At 71.5% G+C, this 21,016-nt stretch carries 19 protein-coding genes; 11 read left to right on the top strand and 8 right to left on the bottom strand.

The window, feature by feature from the left end; all coding sequences use genetic code 11:
• Positions 1–91: 91 nt before the first annotated feature.
• A complete protein-coding gene (locus ACWC1K_RS20195; protein ID WP_450833012.1) occupies positions 92–562 on the bottom strand; it encodes a winged helix-turn-helix transcriptional regulator in 471 nt (156 codons plus the stop codon).
• Between the two features lie 106 nt (positions 563–668).
• Between ACWC1K_RS20195 and ACWC1K_RS20190 the strand changes: the two genes are divergently transcribed.
• Positions 669–1,838, top strand: coding sequence for a thiolase family protein (locus ACWC1K_RS20190; RefSeq protein ID WP_450833010.1), 1,170 nt, complete (start codon positions 669–671; stop codon positions 1,836–1,838).
• Positions 1,839–1,845: 7 nt separating this feature from the next.
• Here the strand turns inward: ACWC1K_RS20190 and ACWC1K_RS20185 are convergent, their stop codons facing one another.
• On the bottom strand, positions 1,846–2,616 hold the full coding sequence (locus ACWC1K_RS20185; RefSeq protein WP_450833008.1) for a TVP38/TMEM64 family protein: 771 nt from the start codon (positions 2,614–2,616) through the stop codon (positions 1,846–1,848).
• 49 nt (positions 2,617–2,665) lie between these two features.
• Between ACWC1K_RS20185 and ACWC1K_RS20180 the strand changes: the two genes are divergently transcribed.
• From ACWC1K_RS20180 to ACWC1K_RS20165, 4 genes are all read left to right on the top strand, one after another.
• Positions 2,666–3,388, top strand: coding sequence for a DNA alkylation repair protein (locus ACWC1K_RS20180; RefSeq protein ID WP_450833006.1), 723 nt, complete (start codon positions 2,666–2,668; stop codon positions 3,386–3,388).
• Between the two features lie 273 nt (positions 3,389–3,661).
• The gene (gene tuf / locus ACWC1K_RS20175; protein WP_450752820.1) at positions 3,662–4,831 is read left to right on the top strand and encodes an elongation factor Tu; all 1,170 of its coding nucleotides are present in this window, start codon (positions 3,662–3,664) and stop codon (positions 4,829–4,831) included.
• Positions 4,832–4,993: 162 nt separating this feature from the next.
• Complete coding sequence (locus tag ACWC1K_RS20170; RefSeq protein WP_450833004.1) at positions 4,994–5,839, top strand: spermidine synthase; 846 nt, start codon at positions 4,994–4,996, stop codon at positions 5,837–5,839.
• Between the two features lie 118 nt (positions 5,840–5,957).
• Positions 5,958–6,410 (top strand): DUF4442 domain-containing protein, encoded by a 453-nt coding sequence (locus ACWC1K_RS20165; protein ID WP_450833002.1) that lies wholly within the window; start codon positions 5,958–5,960, stop codon positions 6,408–6,410.
• 89 nt (positions 6,411–6,499) lie between these two features.
• On the opposite strand, the gene galU is transcribed toward ACWC1K_RS20165, so the two are convergent.
• On the bottom strand, positions 6,500–7,438 hold the full coding sequence (gene galU / locus ACWC1K_RS20160) for a UTP--glucose-1-phosphate uridylyltransferase GalU (protein WP_450833000.1): 939 nt from the start codon (positions 7,436–7,438) through the stop codon (positions 6,500–6,502).
• A 562-nt stretch (positions 7,439–8,000) separates the two neighbouring features.
• Between galU and ACWC1K_RS20155 the strand changes: the two genes are divergently transcribed.
• The 4 genes from ACWC1K_RS20155 (at position 8,001) to ACWC1K_RS20140 (ending at position 14,612) form a co-directional block, all read left to right on the top strand.
• A complete protein-coding gene (locus ACWC1K_RS20155) occupies positions 8,001–9,590 on the top strand; it encodes a ricin-type beta-trefoil lectin domain protein (RefSeq protein ID WP_450832998.1) in 1,590 nt (529 codons plus the stop codon).
• Positions 9,591–9,860: 270 nt separating this feature from the next.
• The gene (locus ACWC1K_RS20150) at positions 9,861–12,326 is read left to right on the top strand and encodes a beta-glucosidase (RefSeq protein WP_450832996.1); all 2,466 of its coding nucleotides are present in this window, start codon (positions 9,861–9,863) and stop codon (positions 12,324–12,326) included.
• Entirely contained in the window at positions 12,323–13,882 is a 1,560-nt protein-coding gene (locus tag ACWC1K_RS20145) for a carboxylesterase/lipase family protein (RefSeq protein WP_450832994.1), read from the top strand. The genes ACWC1K_RS20150 and ACWC1K_RS20145 overlap by 4 nt, the downstream gene beginning before the upstream one ends.
• 85 nt (positions 13,883–13,967) lie before the next feature.
• Positions 13,968–14,612 (top strand): DedA family protein, encoded by a 645-nt coding sequence (locus ACWC1K_RS20140; protein ID WP_450832992.1) that lies wholly within the window; start codon positions 13,968–13,970, stop codon positions 14,610–14,612.
• A gap of 33 nt (positions 14,613–14,645) precedes the next feature.
• Here ACWC1K_RS20140 and ACWC1K_RS20135 read toward each other — a convergent pair whose 3' ends face one another.
• From ACWC1K_RS20135 to ACWC1K_RS20120, 4 genes are all read right to left on the bottom strand, one after another.
• Positions 14,646–15,176, bottom strand: a complete 531-nt coding sequence (locus tag ACWC1K_RS20135) for a gamma carbonic anhydrase family protein (RefSeq protein WP_450833024.1) — start codon at positions 15,174–15,176, stop codon at positions 14,646–14,648.
• A gap of 130 nt (positions 15,177–15,306) precedes the next feature.
• On the bottom strand, positions 15,307–17,070 hold the full coding sequence (locus tag ACWC1K_RS20130; RefSeq protein ID WP_450832990.1) for a SulP family inorganic anion transporter: 1,764 nt from the start codon (positions 17,068–17,070) through the stop codon (positions 15,307–15,309).
• A 219-nt stretch (positions 17,071–17,289) separates the two neighbouring features.
• Positions 17,290–17,688, bottom strand: a complete 399-nt coding sequence (locus ACWC1K_RS20125) for an RDD family protein (RefSeq protein ID WP_450832988.1) — start codon at positions 17,686–17,688, stop codon at positions 17,290–17,292.
• A 41-nt stretch (positions 17,689–17,729) separates the two neighbouring features.
• Positions 17,730–18,341: a hypothetical protein gene (locus ACWC1K_RS20120; RefSeq protein ID WP_450832987.1), complete on the bottom strand. Its 612-nt coding sequence runs from the start codon at positions 18,339–18,341 to the stop codon at positions 17,730–17,732.
• Positions 18,342–18,470: 129 nt separating this feature from the next.
• On the opposite strand from ACWC1K_RS20120, the gene ACWC1K_RS20115 reads away from it, so the two are divergent.
• Positions 18,471–19,235, top strand: coding sequence for an acyltransferase (locus tag ACWC1K_RS20115; protein WP_450832986.1), 765 nt, complete (start codon positions 18,471–18,473; stop codon positions 19,233–19,235).
• A 218-nt stretch (positions 19,236–19,453) separates the two neighbouring features.
• On the opposite strand, the gene ACWC1K_RS20110 is transcribed toward ACWC1K_RS20115, so the two are convergent.
• Positions 19,454–20,311: an EamA family transporter gene (locus ACWC1K_RS20110; RefSeq protein ID WP_450832984.1), complete on the bottom strand. Its 858-nt coding sequence runs from the start codon at positions 20,309–20,311 to the stop codon at positions 19,454–19,456.
• A 114-nt stretch (positions 20,312–20,425) separates the two neighbouring features.
• Here ACWC1K_RS20110 and ACWC1K_RS20105 point away from each other — a divergent pair, with 114 nt between their 5' ends.
• Positions 20,426–20,998 carry a helix-turn-helix domain-containing protein gene (locus tag ACWC1K_RS20105; protein ID WP_450832983.1) on the top strand — a complete coding sequence of 191 codons (573 nt, stop codon included), beginning with the start codon at positions 20,426–20,428 and terminating at the stop codon, positions 20,996–20,998.
• The last annotated feature ends 18 nt before the right edge of the window (positions 20,999–21,016 follow it).

The following is a 21,016-nucleotide window of genomic DNA, read 5'->3' as shown; positions in this document are numbered from 1 at the left end:
CAACGCCGCCCGTAATCGGTTCACTTCATGCGTGTCCACACACCCAACATGCTCGTGATCAGCACCAACGCCTAGACCTAACGAAACACTACTAGGCCGCCGTGGGTCCCGCCACCGTCCACCCCTCCGCCTGCGGGTGGGCGGTGAGGTCCTCGTGGTGCACCGGATCGCCGCAGGCCCGGCAGGTGACGACCGGGACCAGTTCGTTGCCGCAGATGTGCTCGACCACCATGGGGAGGTCGACCCCGCCCCGGAGGTGGCGGTCGCCCCACTCCTTGAGGGTCATCAGGACCGGCTCCAGTTCGAGCCCCGCCCGGGTGGGCCGGTACTCGAAGCGCTGCGGCCGCTCGCTGTAGGCGCGCTTCGTCAGGATCCCGGCGTCCACCAGGCGCCGCAGGCGGGCGGCCAGCACGTCGCGCGGGGCGCCGATGTTGCGTACCAGCTGGTCGAAGCGCCCGTTGCCCAGGCACACCTCCCGCAGGACGAGCAGGGAGTACTTCTCGCCCACGAGCGCCAGGGCGTCGGCGATGGAACAGGGGCGCGGGTCCTTGGTGGCGGCCATGACGCCCAGTCTAGGGGAGGGTTTGTTTTTCCAACCCTCGGAGTTATGGTGAGTTTGGATTTCCTACTCGCTGGTAGTTCCGCCAACCTGCCGTGGAGGCACGCACATGCGTGACGCAGTCATCGTCGAAGCCGTACGCACCCCGATCGGCAAGGGCAAGCCGGGCGGCTCCCTCGCGCACGTCCACCCCGTCGAACTCCTCGCCCACACCCTGCGCACCCTCGTCGAACGCTCCGGGGTCGACCCGGCACTGATCGACGACGTCATCGGCGGCACCGTCGACCAGGTCGGCGAGCAGGCCATGAACACCACCCGCTACGCGCTGCTGTCGGCGGGTTTCCCCGAGACCGTCCCCGCGACCACGGTGGACCGCCAGTGCGGCTCCTCCCAGCAGGCCGTGCACTTCGCTGCGCAGGGCGTCATCTCGGGCGCCTACGACCTCGTCGTCGCCTGTGGCGTGGAGTCGATGAGCCGGGTGCCGATGTGGTCGAACGTGCCGCCCGGCAAGGACCCCTTCGGCCCCGGCGTCGCCGAGCGCTACCCGGAGGGCCTGGTCCCGCAGGGCATCAGCGCCGAGCTGATCGCCGCCAAGTGGTCGATCACCCGCGACCAGATGGACGCCTTCGCGGTCTCCTCGCACCGCAAGGCCGCCGAGTCCTGGGCCAACGGGCTCTTCGACACCGAGGTCGCGCCCCTGGAGGGCGTCATGCGCGACGAGTGCGTACGCCCGTCCAGCACCACCGAGATCCTCGCCGGCCTCAAGCCCGCCTACCACGACCCGGTCTTCGCCGAGCGCTTCCCGCAGATCGAGTGGAACGTCACCGCGGGCAACGCCAGCCCCGTCAACGACGGCGCCTCCGCCGTGCTGATCACCTCCAGCGAGACCGCGGCCCGCCTCGGCCTGCGCCCGCTCGCCCGGCTGCACAGCTTCGCCGTCACCGGCTCCGACCCGCTGCTGATGCTCACGGGCGTCATACCGGCGACCGAGAAGGTGCTGCGCAGGGCCGGCCTGACCCTCGACGACATCGACCTGTTCGAGGTCAACGAGGCGTTCTCCAGCGTCGTCCTGGCCTGGCAGCAGGAGACCGGCGCCGACCTCGCCAAGGTCAACGTGCACGGCGGCGCGATCGCGATCGGCCACCCGCTCGGGGCCAGCGGCACCCGTCTGACGACCACCCTCGTGCACGCCATGCGCGCGCGTGGCGCACGCTACGCCCTGCAGACCATGTGCGAGGCGGGCGGACTGGCCAACGCGATGATCCTGGAAGGCGTGTAGCCGGCCGTCAGCGTCCGCGCAGCTGGTGCCGCTTGCGCCAGGCCACCACCGCTCCCACCAGAGCCGGTACGGCGATACAGGCCATGGCGATCAGGAAGGCGGGGGACGTCGGTGCGGAGGCGCGGGCGCCGGCGACGGCGTACGCGGCCGTGTTCGGCACCGAGCCGAGCGCCGTCGCGAGCACGAACGGCACCCAGCCCATGCGGGAGACGGCGGCGCAGTAGTTCGCGGCCCAGAACGGCACCCCCGGGAACAGCCGGGCCGCCATCATCGAGCGGAACCCGTGCCGGCTGAGCTGCCCGTCCGCCGCCTTCAGCAGCCGGCCCCGCAGCAGCGGGCGCAGCGCGTCCTGCCCCAGCAGCCGGCCCAGTCCGAAGGCGACCCCGGCGCCGAGCACCGTACCCACGAGGGCCGTCCCGGTCCCCAGTTGGGAGCCGAAGAGCGCGCCCGCCCCGAGGTTCAGGAGCGGCCGCGGCACGAACGCCACGGTGCACAGCCCGTACGCCGCCGCGAACACCATGGCCGCCGCGGCCCCGCCGAGCTGCGGCGGCCAGCCGTGCGCCAGCATCCGCTGCGGCTGGAAGAGCAGCACGGCACCGGCGGCACTCGCGAGCAGGACGACGAGCAGCGACAGCCGCGACCACGGCGAGAGCAGCACGCGCGTGCAGCGCGCGCCGAGGCTCGGCGGTGGTACGGGTACGGCTACGGCGAGCTCCGTGGCGGCGGCCCGGGGAGAGGCCGTGGCGGTGCCCCCAGAGCGGGTGGTGGCATCGAGCATTCCGTGACAGTAACGGATTGATATATGTGATGGCCGTATGGTTCGTCTCATGAGCGTCACAGGTGCGGACATTCTGGACGTGCCCTTCAGCACACTCGCCGACACGGTGCTGGATCGGCTCACCGTCACATACGCCGCCGCGGCCGACCCGGAGCGCGCCGGATCCATGCGTGCGTACATGAAGGACGTGGCCCCCTTCCTGGGCCTCACCACGCCGGTGCGCCGGGCTCTGTCCCGTACCGTCGTCGCGGACCTTCCGCACCCCGACGAGGGAGACTGCACGGCGATCGCCCTGCGCTGCTGGCAGTTGCCCGAGCGCGAGTACCACTACTTCGCCGTCGACCATCTGCGCCGCCACGCGCGCGTGTGCACCTCCGGCTTCCTGCCGGTCGCCCGGTACCTCGTCACCACGGTCCCCTGGTGGGACACCGTCGACGCGCTCGCCGCCCATGTCGTGGGTGCGCTGGTCGCGGCCGACCCGCGGCTCACGGCGGACATGGACGCCTGGATCGCGGACGACGACCTGTGGGTCGCCCGCGCCGCCCTGCTCCACCAGCTGCGCTACAAGGAACACACCGACGCCGAACGGCTCTTCGCCTACTGCGTGCGTCAGTCCGGGCACCCGGACTTCTTCATCCGCAAGGCCATCGGCTGGTGCCTGCGCGAGTACGCCAAGACCGACCCGCAAGCCGTACGGGCCTTCCTGGCCCGGGAGCGCGGCCGGTTCGCGCCGCTGTCGGTCCGGGAGGCACTGAAGAACATCGGGCCCTGAACCGGACCGGCGCGTGAACTCCCGCGACCTGAAAAACCATTCGACGCCGGGCGGAGCGTCGGCAATGATCGGCGTCATGTTCCGGTACGCCTTCCACCTCGCAGCATCCGCGGTCGCGGATGCCCCGAAGGCTGCCGTTCCCACTCTCGTCGCCGCAGTCGACGGCGCCCGAAGCTGACCCTCTCCGGATCGTCCGGCGGACCCCGCAGGGGGAGGGTCGGCGAGTTCCTTGGGGTCCCCATCTCTCCTACGCAGAGGCTTCGAGGTATCGCCATGCCCAAGACGGCATACGTGCGCACCAAACCGCATCTCAACATCGGCACCATGGGCCACGTCGACCACGGCAAGACCACCCTGACCGCCGCCATCACCAAGGTGCTGGCCGAGCGCGGCACCGGCACCTTCGTGCCGTTCGACCGCATCGACCGAGCCCCGGAGGAGGCCGCCCGCGGCATCACCATCAACATCGCGCACGTCGAGTACGAGACCGACACCCGCCACTACGCGCACGTGGACATGCCGGGCCACGCCGACTACGTCAAGAACATGGTCACCGGCGCCGCGCAGCTCGACGGGGCGATCCTCGTCGTCTCCGCGCTCGACGGGATCATGCCGCAGACAGCCGAACACGTCCTGCTCGCCCGGCAGGTGGGCGTCGACCACATCGTCGTCGCCCTGAACAAGGCCGACGCGGGCGACGAGGAGCTCACGGACCTCGTCGAGCTGGAGGTCCGCGAACTGCTCACCGCGCAGGGCTACGGCGGCGACGCCGTACCCGTCGTACGCGTCTCCGGGCTGAAGGCCCTGGAGGGCGACCCGCGGTGGACGGCGTCCATCGAGGCGCTGCTCGACGCCGTGGACACCTATGTGCCCATGCCCGAGCGGTACCTGGACGCGCCGTTCCTGATGCCCGTCGAGAACGTGCTCACGATCACCGGCCGGGGAACGGTGGTGACGGGCGCGGTCGAGCGCGGCGTCGTCCGCGTGGGCGACCGGGTCGAAGTGCTCGGCGCCGGGCTGGAGACCGTGGTCACCGGCCTGGAGACCTTCGGCAAGCCCATGGAGGAGGCGCAGGCCGGCGACAACGTGGCGCTGCTGCTGCGCGGGGTCCCGCGGGACGCGGTCCGGCGCGGACACGTCGTGGCGGCGCCCGGCAGCGTGGCGCCGAGCCGCCGCTTCTCCGCGCGTGTGTACGTCCTGTCGACGCGCGAGGGCGGACGTTCGACCCCGGTGTCGAGCGGCTACCGACCGCAGTTCTACATCCGCACCGCGGACGTGGTCGGCGACGTCGACCTCGGCGGGACGGCCCTCGCCCGGCCCGGCGACACCGTGACCATGACGGTCGAGCTGGGGCGTGACGTGCCGCTGGAGCCGGGGCTCGGCTTCGCGATCCGCGAGGGCGGCCGCACGGTCGGCGCGGGCACGGTGACCCGTGTCGGCTGACGGCTGTGCGGACGTCGGACCGTAGGCGCTGAGAGGGGTGGGGAGCTGCCGGCCGGTTGTGGCTGGTCGCGCCCCCGCGGCGGGGCCGCACATCGATGCGGCCCCGCGCCCCTTCAGGGCGTCCGCGCACCGGCGCGTCCCGGTACCGGGGACAATGGACCCGTGGACGAGCCGATACCCGTGACCCGAGACGTCGATCACGGCACCGCCAAGCTGATGCCCGACGTCGACCGGAAACGGGCCTGGCTGCTGACGGTCGACGGGGCGCCGCAGTCGTACGTGGACCTGGACGAGCCGGACCACCTGGAGTTCGAGTACGCACGACGGCTCGGGCACGTCCTGGACACCCTTGCGGAACCGGGCAGTCCGCTGGACGTGCTGCACCTCGGCGGGGGCGCGCTCACCCTGCCCCGGTACCTGGCCGCCACCCGGCCCGGCTCGCGACAGGACGTCGTGGAGACGGACCGTGCCCTGCTGGAGCTGGTCCTGGAGCATCTGCCGCTCCCGGACGGCTCGTCCGTCACCCTGCACACCGCCGACGCCCGCAGCTGGCTGGAAGCGGCCCCCTCCGACTCGGCGGACGTGCTCATCGCCGATGTCTTCGGCGGCTCCCGCGTGCCGGCACACCTCACCTCCGTCGCCTATGCCCGTGAGGCCGCCCGGGTGCTGCGCGACGGGGGCGTCTACCTGGCCAACCTCGCCGACGCGGCGCCCTTCGCCTTTCTCCGTTCCCAACTCGCCACCTTCGCCACGGAGTTCGAGGAGCTGGCGCTGATCGCCGAACCTGCCGTCCTGCGCGGCCGCCGCTTCGGCAACGCCGTACTCGTCGCCGCGCACCACCCCGTCGACACGGCCGCCCTGGCCCGGCTCACGGCGGCCGACGCCTTTCCGGCACGGGTCGAGTACGGGCCCGGGATCCGCGCCTTCATCGCCGGTGCGCGCCCGGTGCGGGACGAGGACGCCGTGCCGTCGCCCGAGCCTCCCGACGGGGCGTTCGGTATCGGCTGAACCGTCCGGGGCTGCCGGCGGACCCGTCGCCGCGGGTCCTGGCGCGTCCGGCAGGCATCCCGGGGTCGTCGAGACAGCCTCTGGCCAGCAAAGGCTACTCGTGGGTAACGTGTCCGTCATGAGCGCAGACCAGATGTCGATCGGCGAGATGCTCGCCGCGACGGTGCCGATGGCCCGGACCCTGAACCTCCAGTTCCTGGAGACCACGCCCGAGAAGGCCGTGGTGGCCCTGCCGGACCAGAGCGAGTACCACAACCACGTCGGCGGGCCGCACGCCGGCGCGATGTTCACCCTCGGTGAGACCGCGAGCGGATCGATCGTGCTGGCCGCCTTCGGGGATCAGCTCGCGCGAGCGGTGCCGCTCGCGGTGAGCGCCGAGATCGCGTACAAGAAGCTGGCGATGGGAGCCGTCACCGCCACCGCGACCCTCGGCCGCCCGGTGGCCGATGTCGTGGCGGAGCTGGATGCCGGTGAGCGGCCCGAGTTCCCGGTGTCGATCGAGATCCGGCGCGCCGACGGTGCCGTCACCGGCGAGATGACCGTCGTGTGGACGCTGCGTCCCAACGGCTGAGCACCGCCTGCACGCCGGGCCCGGGGGGTGTCGCCCCCGGGCCCGGCGTGCTTGCGGTTCGGTGGCCCCGCGGCGAGACCCTGGCGCTCTCAGGCCGCCAGCGGCCGGCGTCCGGGGCCGGTGCCTTCTTCCAGCGCGGCGACGAACTCCTTGAGCCAGGCGGTGAATTCGGGGCCGAGGTCGTCGCGGTCGCAGGCGAGGCGGACCACGGTGCGCAGGTAGTCGCCCTTGTCGCCGGTGTCGTAGCGCAGGCCGTCGAAGACGACGCCGTGCACCGTGCCGTCCGCGGCCAGTTCGTGCAGGGCGTCGGTGAGCTGGATCTCGCCGCCGCGACCGGGCGGGGTGCGCTCAAGGGTGTCGAAGACGGCCGGGTCGAGGACATAGCGGCCGATGACCGCGTAACCGCTGGGTGCGTCCTCGCGGGACGGCTTCTCGACCAGGCCCGTGACGCGGACCACGCCGTCCTCGCCGGTTGCCTGGGCCGCTGCGCAGCCGTAGAGGTGGATCTGCTCCGGCGGGACCTCCATGAGGGCGATGACGCTGCCCGCGTGCCTGCCTCGCACGTCGAGCATGCGGCTGAGGAGGGCTTCGCGGGGGTCGATCAGGTCGTCGCCGAGCAGGACGGCGAAGGGCTGGTCGCCGACGTGCCGGCGCGCGCACAGGACGGCATGGCCGAGGCCGAGCGGCTCGCCCTGGCGGATGTGGTGGATGTTGGCCAGACGGGCGGGATCGCGCACGGCGTCCAGACGTACCGTGTCGCCCTTGGCGGCGAGCGCCTGTTCCAGTTCGAGGGCGTTGTCGAAGTGGTCCTCGATGGCGCGTTTGTGGCGTCCGGTGACCATGAGGACGTCGTCGAGCCCGGCCGCGGCGGCCTCCTCTACGACGTACTGGATGGCCGGCTTGTCGACGACCGGCAGCATCTCCTTCGGGGTCGCCTTGGTCGCTGGCAGGAAACGCGTGCCGAGGCCGGCGGCGGGGATCACGGCCTTGGTGACCGCACGGGGGGCAGGGGTGTGGGGGACGATCATGCGGCTCATGCTGACGCACGCGGATGAGAGCCCGCCGAGAGGAACTTGGGATCCCGCTGTGGGTCCGCCCGGCGTGGAGGTTTCGTGTGCCAGGCGCCCGGGGGGTGCACACAACTCCACTGCGGCCATACGGTTATTTCGAATACAGGTGCGGATACCGCCGGTAACTTATTTGAAGTTGCCGCGTTTTGAACTTTCGTCACTCGAACTCCTTGTTTACTGTCTGTCAATTGTGCGAAAGTGAACGGCCTTGTGGCGGTCCCAGAACCCGACCCGGCATAGGTATGCACCAAACAGGCACCTGCTTTCCGATGGACGCGAAATCCGCTCACCGTCCTGCGGCTTGGAAGGAAATGGTTCAGTGCAATCCCCCTACCCCCCACGACCGCCGTACCCGCCCCGTCCCGGATCGGGGCCCGCCGAGTCCGATCGCAACCTCATCGCACAGCTGGGTCCGGATGCCGCGGGTGCCCGTGCGGGCGCGCTTTTGCTGGCCCGGCACTGGCGGGCCACCTACGACTACGCAGTCATATGCCTTGCCTCCGGGGAAAGCCCGGCATCCATGGCCGCGGCCGCCGCCTTCCACCGGGTACTGGGCCGGCCGGGCGGCGGCGCCCTGCGACCGCAGCTCCTCACTGCCGTACGGGACACTGTCAGGGAGTGGGCCGCGGACGACGGCATTTCCGCTCTCCTGCCGGAACTCCGCAAACCGACCGGCGGGCGCGGACTGCGCGCCGCACGCTCCGCGACGCCCGAAAGGCGGCACATCGCCGAGCGGGCATTCCGGGCCCTTTCGGGAGCCTCGCAATGCCTGCTGTGGCACTCGGAGGTCGAAGCCGAACCCATAACCGTACCGGCTGGTCTGTTGGGGGTGGATGCGCCCACCGCGTCGGCCGCACTGGAGCAGGCGCGCGAGCAATTCCGGGTGGGCTGTGTGCGCGCCCACCGGGAACTCGCGCCCGGCAAGGAATGCCGCTTCTACAACCGCCTCCTCGACGTCCCGATACGCCGCGGCGGTGCTCTGCTCCCTGATGTCCAGCGGCATCTGACGGAGTGCCGGTACTGCCGTCACGCCGCCGAACAGCTCAGTCATTTCGAGGACGGCCTGGAGGTGCTGCTCGCGGAGACCGTGCTCGGCTGGGGTGCCCGGCGCTATCTCGACTCCCGCCCCGGCCGCGGCGGAGACGCGGCGTTCACGCCCGGGCGCGGCGGGGCGCGTCCCGGCGGCGGGCGGCACCGGCCCGACGCGCAGCGCAAGCACACCAAGGCCGTCCTCGTGGGGGTCGGTCTGACGACACTCGCCCTGCTCGCCACGGTTCTCGTCAGCAAGGGCTGGTCCGACGACAACGCTGTCCGCGACTCCGGTGCAACCTGGGGTGCGCCCAGCAGCAGCACCCTGCACCCCTCGCCTCCCGCGGCGGACACCACGTCGGCCGGCTCCCCCTCGCCCGCCTCCGCGGGGCGGCCCGTCGAGGTCGGCCGCGGTCAGCTCCGCAACCCGAAGGCCGGACTCTGCCTGGACGTCCGGGGCGGCCGCTCCAGACCGGGTGCCGTGGCCGTACTGGCGGCCTGCTCCGCCGCCGGGTCGCAGCAGTGGTCGTACCAGGACGACGGTCTGCTGCGCAGCGCGGCCGACCCCACCCTGTGCCTCGACTCCGATGTCGAGAAGAACTCGGTGACCCTGGCCGACTGCGTGGCGCACGCGGGCGAGGTGCGCTACGACCTCACGGTGCGCGGGGAGCTCCTGCTGCGCGGCGGAAAGGGACTGCTCGTGGCCCCTGGCAGACGCGCTGAGGTCGTCGTCACCGCACGGGACGGTTCCGGCGGGCAGCGGTGGACGCTTGAAGTCGGCCTCGACGGCACCGGCCGCACGAAGAAGCCGGGCGGATCGCAGGACAGCGGTCTCCCCGCGGACCAGGACTCGCCCGAGGGCACACCGAAGCTGCCCGGCTCCCGGGCCCCGGAGCGGAAGACGGGGAGCGAGCCCTACGACGGGCAGTACGAGGAGCGGTTCGCCCGGGTCGACAACGAAACCGAACCGTCCCGGCGGCCGGCGCCCCTGGACCTGGTGCGTACGCTCCCGGCCGACGTGCGGGGCGTGGTCGCCTCCGTCGCGGGCAGCGCGGAGAATCTCAGGACCGTCCTGAACTGATCAAGGCACCTACACGGAAACACACCCCTCTGGGGCCGCCCGCCGGGGCGGCCCCAGCTTCGTTTCTTGTCGGCGTCGGAGTGTTTCTTGTTCGTTTCATTGACACGAGTCACCAACGGTCATAGTTTTCCCGCCGCGCCCACGGTGCCCTAACGGGGTGTCAGGTCGGTCCTGAAGCAGACTGCGTTCAGATGCCGAACGCAGTCCTGGCCGCCGGGGCGTGCCTGCGGTTCACATCGTCGTGCCCGCACACCGAAGGAGTGACGGCCCATGACCGACACTGTCTCGCGGAGATCCGCACTGCGTCTGCTGGGCGGCGCGATCGCCGTCGCCGCGGCGGCCACCAGCGGTCTCACGCCCCCCGCGCTCGCCCTGGACAGACCCGAGGCGGGGGCCGGCTCCCGCGTCGAAGGCCTGATCGGCAAGCTCACCCTCGACGAGAAGCTCTCTCTCCTGCACGGCGCCACCGACGCGAAGTCACTCGGCCAGGCGGGCTACGTTCCCGCCGTCGAGCGCCTCGGCATCCCCTCGCTCCGTCTCGCCGACGGCCCCGCCGGAGTCCGCGTCACCCGGCACGCCACCGCCCTGCCCGCCCCCGTCCTGCTGGCCTCCGCCTTCGACCCGGACCTGGCCCGCCGCTACGGACAGGTCATCGGACGCGAGGGTCGCGCCCTCGGCCAGGACGTCCTGCTCTCCCCGATGGTCAACCTCATCCGCACCCCGTACGCGGGCCGCAACTTCGAGACCTTCAGCGAGGACCCGCTGCTCGCCTCCGGCATGGTCGCCGCCGAGATCGGGGGCATCCAGGGCGAGGGCCTCATCGCCACCGTCAAGCACTACGCGCTGAACAACCAGGAGAAGGACCGCATGTCGATCGACGTGCGCGTCGACGAGCAGACCATGCACGAGATCGAAATGCGCGGCTTCGAGGCGGCCGTGGGCGCCGGCGTCGGCGCGGTGATGGGCGCCTACAACAAGGTCAACGGCACGTTCTCCTGCGAGAGCAAGACCCTGCTCACGGACATCCTGCGCGACCGCTGGGGCTTCGACGGCTGGGTGATGACCGACTGGTTCGCCGCGCACAGCACCGTCGCCGCGATCACCGCCGGCCTCGACATGGAGATGCCCGACGGCACCCACTTCGGTGCGGCGCTCAGGTCGGCCGTGCAGAGCGGCAGCGTGCCCGAGCGCCTCGTCGACCGTTCCGTACGCCGCATCCTCACCGTCATGGACCGCTTCGGCCTCCTCGACGGCACCGCACCACCGCGCCCGGACCGCGACGCACCGGCCGGCGCCGCCGTGGCCCTGGAGGTCGCCAAGGCCGGCGCGACCCTCCTGCGCAACGAGCACCGGACGCTGCCCCTGCCCCGCGGCGGCACCGTCGCGGTGATCGGCCCGACCGGCACCCTGCCCTTCGTCAGCGGCGGCGGCAGCGCACACGTCGTGCCGGACCACGCCGAAAGCCCGCTGGACGCCATCAAGTCCCGTGCGGGGAAGGTCACTTACTCCCTCGGTGAGGATCTGTTCGGCAAGGCGGTCCCGGCATCCGCGCTGAGCCCCGCCTTCGACAGCGAGGGGCAGGGGGTCGACGCGGGCAAGGTGTGGACGTACGACGGGACGCTCACCGTCCCCGAGGCCGACGAGTGGACCTTCGTCCTGCACTTCTCGTCCGCGCCCACGGCCCGCCCCAAGGTCCTCCTCGACGGCACCGAACTGTTCCCGCAGGCCTCCGGGTACGGCGAGTTCTTCACGGGCGGCCTGGTCTCGGCCGCCCCCGACGGTCTGTCCGTGCGCCGCAAGACCCTCACCCTCACCAAGGGCCCCCACACGCTGAAGATCACCGCGCAGGGAGGAGCCGGCGGTCTGCTGTTCCGGCTGCGGCACAGCACCGGCGCCACCCGCGCCCAGGACGTCGCCGAGGCGGTCAGAGCCGCCCGCGCCGCCCGCGACGTGGTCCTCTTCGCCTACGAGGACGCCACCGAGGGCCAGGACCGCACCACGATCGCGCTGCCCGGCCACCAACAGCGGCTGATCGAGGCCGTCACCGCGGCCAACCCGCGCACCACGGTCGTCCTCAACACCTCGTCCGCGACCTCGATGCCCTGGCTGCGGCGCACCGGCGCCGTGCTCCAGATGTACTACCCGGGCCAGGAGGGCGCGGCCGCCACCGCCGCCGTCCTGTACGGCGAGTGCGACCCCGGCGGCCGCCTCACCCAGTCCTTCCCCGTCGACGACGACCACCATCCGGTCGCCGGCGACCCCCGCCGCTACCCGGGCGTGGACGGCACGGAGGAGTACTCCGAAGGCATCCACGCCGGCTACCGCTGGTACGACGCCGAAGGGGTGCGGCCGCTGTTCCCCTTCGGGCACGGACTGTCGTACACCTCCTTCTCGTACGAGGACCTGCGGGCCCGCCGGACACGAGACGGCATCGAGGTGTCCTTCACCGTCCGCAACACCGGCCGGCGCGACGGCGTCGCCGTGCCGCAGGTGTACGTCGGGCCCTCGCCGGACCTCCGACTCGACCAGGCGGTACGGGCGTTGGGCGGCTACCGGCGGCTGAACCTGCGGGCGGGGGAGCGGCGGCGGATCGCCGTGGAAGTCACCGCGCGCACATTGTCCTCATGGGACCCGAAGCGTCACGATTGGGTGCTCGGGACCGGCCGGCGCACCGTGTGGGTCGGGGCGTCCTCGCGTGATCTCCGGTTGCGTACGAACGTGGAGGTGGGCACGTGATACGGCGCATCGTCATCGGCCTGACGGCCCTCGCGGCGGCCCTCGTCGCACCCGTCCCGGCAGCGCAGGCCGCACCGTCCGCAGGCGACCCGGTCGTCCGCACGGACGCGGGGCTGGTGCGCGGCGAAACCACCGCCGAAGGACGGCAGTTCCTCGGCATCCCGTACGCCGAGCCGCCGGTCGGCGTGCTCCGCTGGCGAGAGCCGCATGCCGTACGGCCCTGGAAAGGGGTGCGTTCCGCACAGGACTTCGGCAACAAGTGCGTGCAGAACTCCAGTTGGGACCCCGGCTACGACAAGCCCTCGTACACCGAGGACTGTCTCGACCTCAATGTGTACGTCCCCGAAGGCTCCGCGGGACGGTCGGTCCTGGTCTGGTTCCACGGCGGCGGACTGACCGCCGGCGCCGGCCAGGACGTCGTCCCCGACACCTTCGCCCGGCAGACCGGGACGGTCGTCGTGACCGTCAACTACCGCCTCGGCGCGATGGGTTTCCTCGCCACGCCGGGTCTCGACGGCGAGACACGCGACGGGGTCTCGGGCAACTTCGGCATGCTCGACCAGCAGGCCGCGCTGCGCTGGGTGCGGGCCAACATCGGCCGCTTCGGCGGTGATCCGGGCCATGTGACCATCGCGGGCGAGTCGGCGGGCGGCCGCTCGGTCTGCACCCAGCTGGCCTCACCGGCGGCCAGGGGCCTGTTCCGCGGCGCGATCATCGAGAGCGGCGCCTACGACGACTGCAGCGCCCGTACGCATCAGGACGCGGCGGCGCAGGGGGCCGACTTCGCCAAGAAGCTCGGCTGCACCACCGTGGCCTGTCTGCGCGGCAAGTCCGCCCGCGAGGTACTGGAGGCCCAGGGCGGCTTCGACTGGAACCCGGTGGTCGGGGGTGCCTTCCTGCCCGTACAGCCCGAACGTGCCGTCGCGAAGGGGACCGCGGCCAGGGTGCCCGTGTTCAACGGGGCGAACAAGGACGAGGGCCGGCTGTTCGCGTTCTCCAGCTTCGACCTGAACGGCACACCGCTCACCGCCGAGCAGTACCCGCAGGTCATGCGGAACGACTTCGGCGAGCAGGCACTGACGCGCTATCCGCTGTCGGCCTACCCGACGCCGACCATCGCCTACGCCACCGCACTGGGCGACGTCCTGTTCAGCTGCCCGGCGCTGCGGCTCGACGGGCTGCTCGCCACCCGCGGACCGGTCTACTCGTACGAGTTCGCCGACCGCACCTCCCCGCCCTTCGCCTCCCTGCGCAACCTGCACACGGACTTCGACTTCGGCGCGACGCACGTCAACGAGGTCCAGTACCTCTTCAAGCACTTCGGACTGGACAGCCCGCTGAACGCCGAGCAGAAGGTCCTGTCGCGGCAGATGGTCCAGTACTGGGGATCCTTCGTACGGGACGGTGTCCCGCGGGCCGCGGGACAGCCCCCGATGCCCGCCGGTCCGGGCCTGGTCCTCTCCCTGAAGACCGCGTCCAAGGGCGGAAACACCCTGAGCACCGCTGTCCATCAGGAGCACCAGTGCGATCTGTGGGACGGCGCCTCGGCAGGGTGACCCGGTAGGCTTCCCGGCGTGCGCCCCCGTGCGGCGCACGCCGGGAACACTGCACCAAAGGGTTACGAATCGGGAGGAACCGGCGTTGCACGTCCAGGAGTGGCTCGACACGGTGCCCGCGGCAGCCGTCTACGCCGTGGTGGCGCTGGTCATCGGTCTGGAGAGCCTGGGCATCCCGCTGCCGGGCGAGATCGTCCTGGTCTCGGCCGCCCTGCTCTCCTCCCAGCACTCCGCCATCAACCCGATCGTGCTCGGCGCGTGCGCGACCGCCGGAGCCGTCGTCGGTGACTCCATCGGCTATGCCATCGGCCGCAAGGGCGGACGCCCACTGCTCGCCTGGCTCGGCAGGAAGTTCCCCAGACACTTCAGCGAGGGCCATGTCGCCACCGCCGAGAAGTCCTTCGAGAAGTGGGGCATGTGGGCCGTCTTCTTCGGCCGCTTCATCGCCCTCCTGCGCATCTTCGCCGGACCCCTCGCGGGCGTCCTCCACATGCCGTACTGGAAGTTCCTGACCGCCAACGTCCTCGGCGGCATCTGCTGGGCGGGTGGCACGACGGCGGTCATCTACTACGTGGGCGTGGTCGCCGAGGACTGGCTGAAGAGGTTCTCGTATCTGGGGCTGGTGGTCGCGGTGCTCATCGGTCTCACGTCGATGCTGGTCATCAGGCGCAAGGCCAAGAAGGCGCAGGCGGCGCATCAGGAGCCGGAACCCGTACCCGCCGGGGACTGAAGCGCCGGCGCGACCAGCCCCCACCGGGCCGCACTATGCCTGATGGATCTCCCCGTGCGACTTCGCGAGCTCCGCGTACAAGGTGCCGTTCAGCGTGACCCCCTCACGCTCCTCCGCACTCAGCTCCCGCCTCACCTTCGCCGGCACCCCCGCAACCAACGACCCCGGCGGCACCTGCATCCCCTGAGGCACCAGCGCCTGCGCGGCCACCAGCGACCCGGCCCCGATCACCGCCCCGTTCAGCACGGTCGCCCCCATGCCGATCAGACAGTCGTCCCCGACGGTCGCGCCGTGCACCACCGCGTTGTGCCCCACGGACACCCGCTCACCGATGCTGACCGGAAACCCCGGGTCGGCATGGAGCGTGCAGTTGTCCTGGATATTGGCCTGAGCCCCGACAGAGATGCGCTCGACATCCCCCCGCAGCACCGCCCCGTACCAGACGCTCGCTCCGGCCTCCAGCGTCACGTCCCCGATCACGGACGCCGTGGGCGCCACGAAGGCCTCCCCGTCGATCTTCGGTTCCCTGCCGCCGATCCCCGTGATCAACGCCTTGTGCGTCATCGCCCTCTCCTCGTCGTCGACACAGAACGCACCGTAGGCGATGACACCCCGCTGCCGGGCGCCGGGGCCGCGCGTCACGCTGCGGACAAGGGCCGGGCCCGGGACGCCGAGCCGATCCGCCGGACAGGCCCTAACCGCTCGGCGGTTTCTCCAAGGCGGCCTCCGCCGCGGACCGCCCGTCCCCGGCCCGTGTCCACCGCGCGCCGGTCTGCGCGCGGTACGCGGCGACGGCGGCCTCCAGCGTCGGGAAGAAGTGGGCCGGATCGATGGTGCGGGTCAGTTCATAGCGCTCGATCTTGCGCCGCACCGGGTCCTTCAGCTCGGCGAACACCAGGCTCATACCCCGCTCGTTGAGCGCCTCGTCGAGCTCCTCCAGCTCGTCGGCCGCCGTGGTGTCCACGTCTGTCACGGGCTCGGCCGCCAGCAGCACCCACACGGGGGGCGGCTCGCAGTGGGTCAGCCGCATGATGTGGGTGCGGAAGGACTTGGCGTTGGCGAAGAACAGCGGCCCGTCGAAGCGGTGGATCACCAGCCCCGGCAGCTGCTCGGCCTCGGGGTAGGAGCGGACGTCGTGATAGCCGGGCAGCCCCGGCACCCGGCCCAGCACGGTGTTGTACGGCCACCAGGCCCGCCGGAAGACGTTCAGGATCGACAGGCCGACGGCGACCCCGATGCCCGGCAGCACGCCGAGCAGCGCCACTCCGAGGAAGGCCGCCACGCACAGCAGGAACTCCGCCTTGCGCTGATGCCACAGTCGTCCCGCGCCCGCGATGTCGGCCAGCGAGAGCGAGGCCGTGATGACGACGGCCGCGAGAGCCGGCTGCGGCAGATTGCGGAAGAGCCCGGGCAGCACAACGAGCATCAGCACGATCAGGACCGCGCCGACGATTCCCGTCAACTGGCTCTTGGCGCCCGCCCGTTCGGCCACCGCCGTCCGTGAGCCGCTGGTGCTCACGGGAAACCCCTGGAACAGCCCGGCCGCCACGTTGGCCGCTCCGATTGCCGTCATCTCCTCGTTGCCGCGCACCTCCTGGCCGGTGCGGGAGGCGAACGCGGAGGCGTTGGAGATGGTGTCGGCGAGGGACACCAGGGCGATGCCGAGTGCTCCGGCGCACAGCGGGCCGAGGTCGCCCCAGCGGACGTGGGGCAGGCTCAACGGCGGGAATCCTTGAGGGAGTTCACCGACCAGGCTCACCCCGTGACCGCCCAGGTCGAAGGCCGAGGTCGCGGCGATCGCGAGCACCACCATGACCAGGACCGCGGGCACCTTGGGCAGCCAGCGCTGCAGCACCAGGATCAGCACGATCCCCGTCACCCCGACCGCCACCGAGGCCCCCACCGCCTTGCCGTCGGCCAGCCCCCGGACGAAGGCGCGCATCTCGGCGATGAGTCCGTCGGCGTCCGTCTTGAAGCCGAACAGCTTCGGCAGCTGCCCGATCAGGATCGTCAGCGCCAGCCCGTTCATGTAGCCGATCATGGTGGGTTTGGAGATGAGGTCGGCGATGAAGCCCAGCCGGCACACCCCGGCCAGGATCGTGACGGCGCCGACCATCAGGGAGAGCATCGAGGCGAGCGCCACCGCCCGCCCGCTGTCCCCGTCGGAGGCGATCAGCGGCAGGATCGTCGCCGCGATCATCGGGCCGAGAGAGGAGTCGGGGCCGAGGACCAGGATCCGCGACGGCCCGAAGACCGCGTACGCCAGAAGGCAGAGCACCGACGTGTACAGCCCGGTGATCGCGGGCAGCCCCGCCAGTTCCGCGTAGGCCATGCCCTGCGGGACCAGCAGCGTGGTCAGGACGACGCCCGCGACGACGTCCTTGATCAGCCACTCGCGCCGGTACGCCGCCAGCGTGCGCAGCCCCGGCGGTAGGTAGCGGCCTGTGGTGTCTGCCATCGCCGGACCTTCTTCGGACGTGTCGGCGCGTACAGGGTGATCGGTGTGATGGAGCAGAGCGGGTGGTACGGGATGTCGAGGAAGTCCGACGGGTCCACCGTCCTGGGTCGGCCGCCGGTCGCGGACTTGCACCTACGACTCCTACACGGCCCGCACGAGCCCGTCGTCACCTCGCAGGGGTGATGACGGGTCTCGACCGACACCTCCTTGGCCCGCTCGTCAGAACCGGTGGTACCGCACGGCGCTGGCCATGACGACGTCCTGGACCGAGGCATGGCGCCGGCTGAAGGGCACCCAGAGCAGGCCCAGAGGGAGAGCGACGCACAGCACGGCCCGCAGCAGCGCGCGGGGGACGCCGAGCAGCCGCCCGGTGCGGCCGGTGACCCGCAGACCCAGCAGCCAGTCGCCGAGGGTGCCGCCGGTCGACGCCCAGCTCACGCCGAGATAGAGCACGGCGACAGCCCATCCGAGCACGCCCGTCAGCCAGGCGGTCAGGTCGGGCATGCGGAACGGCGGCCCGGTGACGAGCAGCCGGAGACCGCCGTACGCGAACTGCAGGGCGAGCCCGATGCCGGCCACCACGAGCGCGTCGACCAGCGCCGCGAGGCATCGCGACACCAGTCCCGCGGTGTCGCTCCCGGAGCCTGGGACCCCCTGCGTCACGGTGGCTGCCCATGCCCGTCGAGGTGTGCCGGCGCCACGCCGGGTCTGTGCAGCAGCCGGTCGGTGACGCGGTTCACCATCCGGTCGGCCCGCATGCTGCGCAGCCGCAGCGCGTCGACCGTCTCCTCGGCCATCCCGCCGCTGGTGTCCCGGACGATCCGGCCCAGGTCGATCTCCTCCAGCACCGCCCTGGTGAGCGAGACCAGGTCGACCCTGGCGATCACGGCGTCGAGGTCCAACCGGGCGGCGATCCGGTCGACGTCGATGCGCGCCACGATCCGGTCCAGGTCCAGCCGCGCCGCGATCTCGTCCGCATCCACCCGGGCCACCACCCGGCTCACATCCAGGCGGTCGGCGATGCGGTCCACGTCGACCCGGTCCGTGATCAGGTCGACGTCGACCCGCCGCACGACCCGCATCACGTCCACGCGGTCCACGATCCGGTCGACGTCGAGACGGGCGGCCAGGCCGTCCAGGTCGAGCCGGTCCACCACGGCGGCCGTGCCCGCACGGACCAGACGGTCGACGACCGAGCCGGCGGTCCCCAGCGCATATCGCGTCACCCGTCCGGTGACGTCGAAGGGATCCATCAAGCTGCGCCAGGTCATCCCACCATCGCACCACGGCTCCGGCGCCTTCGCCTCATCCGTTACGGGTGATCCGCGCACGCTCGGTTGGGGTGAAGATCACAGCTACCGCATCGCCTCGGCGCCCCACACGCTGAGTACGGTGACTCCGTGCCGAAGAGCAAGAACACGTTCTCATCCTGGCGGCGAAGCCTCACCCAGCGCGCCGTCCACGCGGGCTGGGCCTGGGTGCAGCGCACGGGCTCGGTGACGGCCGAGTGCCCCGGCCGCTTCCGCTTCGGCTCGATCGGCGAGGCCACACGGCTCGCCTTCCCGCTCGGCACCGTCTTCGGCGAAGCCTGGATCCACATCGGCTCGCACTGCATCGTCGGCGAGCAGGTCACCCTCACCGCGGGCCTGATGCCCGACCTGGACCTCGGCCCCGACCCGATCCTGCGCATCGGCGACGGCGTCGTGCTGGGCCGCGGCAGCCACGTCATCGCCGACACCACGGTGACCATCGGCAGTGACTGCTACTTCGGGCCGTATGTGTATGTGACGTCCACGAACCACTCGTACGACGATCCGCACGAACCCATCGGCAAGCAGTGGCCGCGCATGGAACCCGTGGAGATCGGGCCTGGCTGCTGGATCGGCACCGGTGCGGTGATCCTGCCGGGCGCGCGCATCGGGCGGAACGTGGTGGTGGCCGCCGGTGCCGTGGTCCGGGGCGAGGTGCCCGACCATGCCGTGGTGGCGGGTGCGCCCGCCCGTGTCGTACGCCGCTGGACGGCCGCCGACGGCTGGCAGCCGCCGCTCAGGACGCCCGCGCCGGTGCCGATCCCCGACGGCGTCACCCCCGACCAGCTGCGGGCCCTGTCCGAACTGGACGAGGAGACGGTGACGAGGCTGGCCGAGCTGGAACCGGAGACCTAGGCCCTGTCGTTTGGATCAGCTCGGCGTCGCGGGGTCTGGCACGCACATCTGCGGCGTTGTCGTCACTCTCCCCCACTCTCGAATTCGCTCGAGCGGGAGGGGCCCCCATCGCTCCGCGTCGACTCCCTCCTCCGCCTTGCAGCTGCACGCACCAGACCCCGCTCGGGGCGGCTGCAAGGCGCAGTTCCCTACGGCCGACCTGATCCAAACGACAGGCTCTAGCCCGTCGCCAGGAGCAGGGTGCCCACCAGGGCGAGGCCCGCGCCCGCTGCCTGGATGCCGCGGAGGCGCTCCCGCAGGAAGCCGCGCGCGGCGAGTGCGGTCACCACCGGGTAGAGCGAGGCGAGGACGGCGGCGACGGTGATCGGGCCGTGCTGGGCGGCGACCGAGTACGTGCCGTTCGCCGCGACGTCCGCGAGTCCGACGAAGGCGAGCGCCGGGAGGGACGGCCAGGGGAAGCCACTGTCCGGGAGGGCCTCGCCGCCCCGCCGCACGGAGGCGTAGAGCGCGACGCCGCCCGCGGCCACATTGGTCAGGCGCTGGACGAAGAGGGCGAGGAAGAGGCCGGTGACGGTGGTGGAGGCCTCGGTGATCAGCGCGAACACCGTGCCGAAGCCCAGGGCCGCGACGAGGGTGAGCAGGATGGCCTGACGCTGCACCGGGGCGCCCCTGAGCTGTGGTCCGCCTGCGAGGACGACGCCGGTCACCGCGACCGCGATGCCCGCGACCTGGGTCAGGCCGGGGCGTTCGCCGAGGAAGAGGCCCACGCCGACCGGGACCGCCACGCTCAGGGTCGCCAGCGGGGAGACGACGCCCATCGGGCCCAGCGCGAGGGCCTTGTAGAAGGAGAACAGGGCGACCGGGCCCACCAGCCCGGCGGCGAAGGCGAACCACAGCCGGGGACCGGCCTCGCTGAACCCGCCCGTGGCCAGCACGATCGCCCCGAGCACGGTCGCGGCGATCCCCTGCGAGACGACGACCACCGTGAGCGCCGGCGTACGTCGCGTCAGCAGTCCGCCGCCGAAGTCGGCAAGGCCCCACAACAGGCTGGTGGCCAGGGCGAAGAATGCTGTCACGGGTCGCCTCGCAGTACAGTTCGGTGAACGATCGGGTGCACAACACCGTAGTTCAGCGCAGTGAACCCTGTCATCCACAATATTGACCTCGCAGTACATGGATATGGACGGAACGTGTCGGACCTCGATCTGCTGACCCAGTCCCTGGCCCGCAACGTCAAGCGCTGGCGAGGCGAGCGGGGCTTCACCCTGGACGCGCTCGCCGCCCGCGCCGGGGTCAGCCGCGGCATGCTCATCCAGATCGAGCAGGCCCGCACCAATCCGAGCATCGGCACGGTGGTCAAGATCGGCGACGCGCTCGGCGTCAGTGTCACCACTCTGCTCGACTACGAGCAGGGGCCGAAGGTGCGGGTCGTCCCTGCCGATCAGGTGGTACGGCTGTGGCACACCGACGCGGGAAGCTACAGCCGCCTGCTCGCCGGTACCGAGGCGCCGGGGCCGCTGGAGATGTGGGACTGGCGGCTGATGCCGGGCGACAGCAGCGCCTCCGACCCGCACCCCGCCGGCACGGTGGAGATCGCCCATGTGACGGCGGGCGAGCTGACCCTCACGGTGGAGGGTGCGGAGTACCGCGTCCCGGCCGGCGCGAGCGTCACCTTCGAGGCCAACGCCCCGCACAGCTACGGCAACCAGGGCGATCTCCCGGTGGAGTTCGTGCTGGCGGTCTCCGTCCCGCCCGTGCACTGAGGCGGCCCGGGACGCCCT

The sequence above is a fragment of the Streptomyces sp. NPDC001492 genome, assembly GCF_053597275.1.
Note: the sequence above shows the minus strand (reverse complement) of the source record. Positions and strands in the feature narration are given on the sequence as shown.

What these genes read in the sequence shown, in the direction of transcription:
- ACWC1K_RS20195 (WP_450833012.1), bottom strand. Translation starts at nt 562, where the DNA reads ATGGCCGCCACCAAGGACCCGCGCCCCTGTTCCATCGCCGACGCCCTG.
- ACWC1K_RS20190 (WP_450833010.1), top strand. Translation starts at nt 669, where the DNA reads ATGCGTGACGCAGTCATCGTCGAAGCCGTACGCACCCCGATCGGCAAG.
- ACWC1K_RS20185 (WP_450833008.1), bottom strand. Translation starts at nt 2,616, where the DNA reads ATGCTCGATGCCACCACCCGCTCTGGGGGCACCGCCACGGCCTCTCCC.
- ACWC1K_RS20180 (WP_450833006.1), top strand. Translation starts at nt 2,666, where the DNA reads ATGAGCGTCACAGGTGCGGACATTCTGGACGTGCCCTTCAGCACACTC.
- tuf (WP_450752820.1), top strand. Translation starts at nt 3,662, where the DNA reads ATGCCCAAGACGGCATACGTGCGCACCAAACCGCATCTCAACATCGGC.
- ACWC1K_RS20165 (WP_450833002.1), top strand. Translation starts at nt 5,958, where the DNA reads ATGAGCGCAGACCAGATGTCGATCGGCGAGATGCTCGCCGCGACGGTG.
- galU (WP_450833000.1), bottom strand. Translation starts at nt 7,438, where the DNA reads ATGATCGTCCCCCACACCCCTGCCCCCCGTGCGGTCACCAAGGCCGTG.
- ACWC1K_RS20155 (WP_450832998.1), top strand. Translation starts at nt 8,001, where the DNA reads ATGGCCGCGGCCGCCGCCTTCCACCGGGTACTGGGCCGGCCGGGCGGC.
- ACWC1K_RS20150 (WP_450832996.1), top strand. Translation starts at nt 9,861, where the DNA reads ATGACCGACACTGTCTCGCGGAGATCCGCACTGCGTCTGCTGGGCGGC.
- ACWC1K_RS20135 (WP_450833024.1), bottom strand. Translation starts at nt 15,176, where the DNA reads ATGACGCACAAGGCGTTGATCACGGGGATCGGCGGCAGGGAACCGAAG.
- ACWC1K_RS20130 (WP_450832990.1), bottom strand. Translation starts at nt 17,070, where the DNA reads ATGGCAGACACCACAGGCCGCTACCTACCGCCGGGGCTGCGCACGCTG.
- ACWC1K_RS20120 (WP_450832987.1), bottom strand. Translation starts at nt 18,341, where the DNA reads ATGACCTGGCGCAGCTTGATGGATCCCTTCGACGTCACCGGACGGGTG.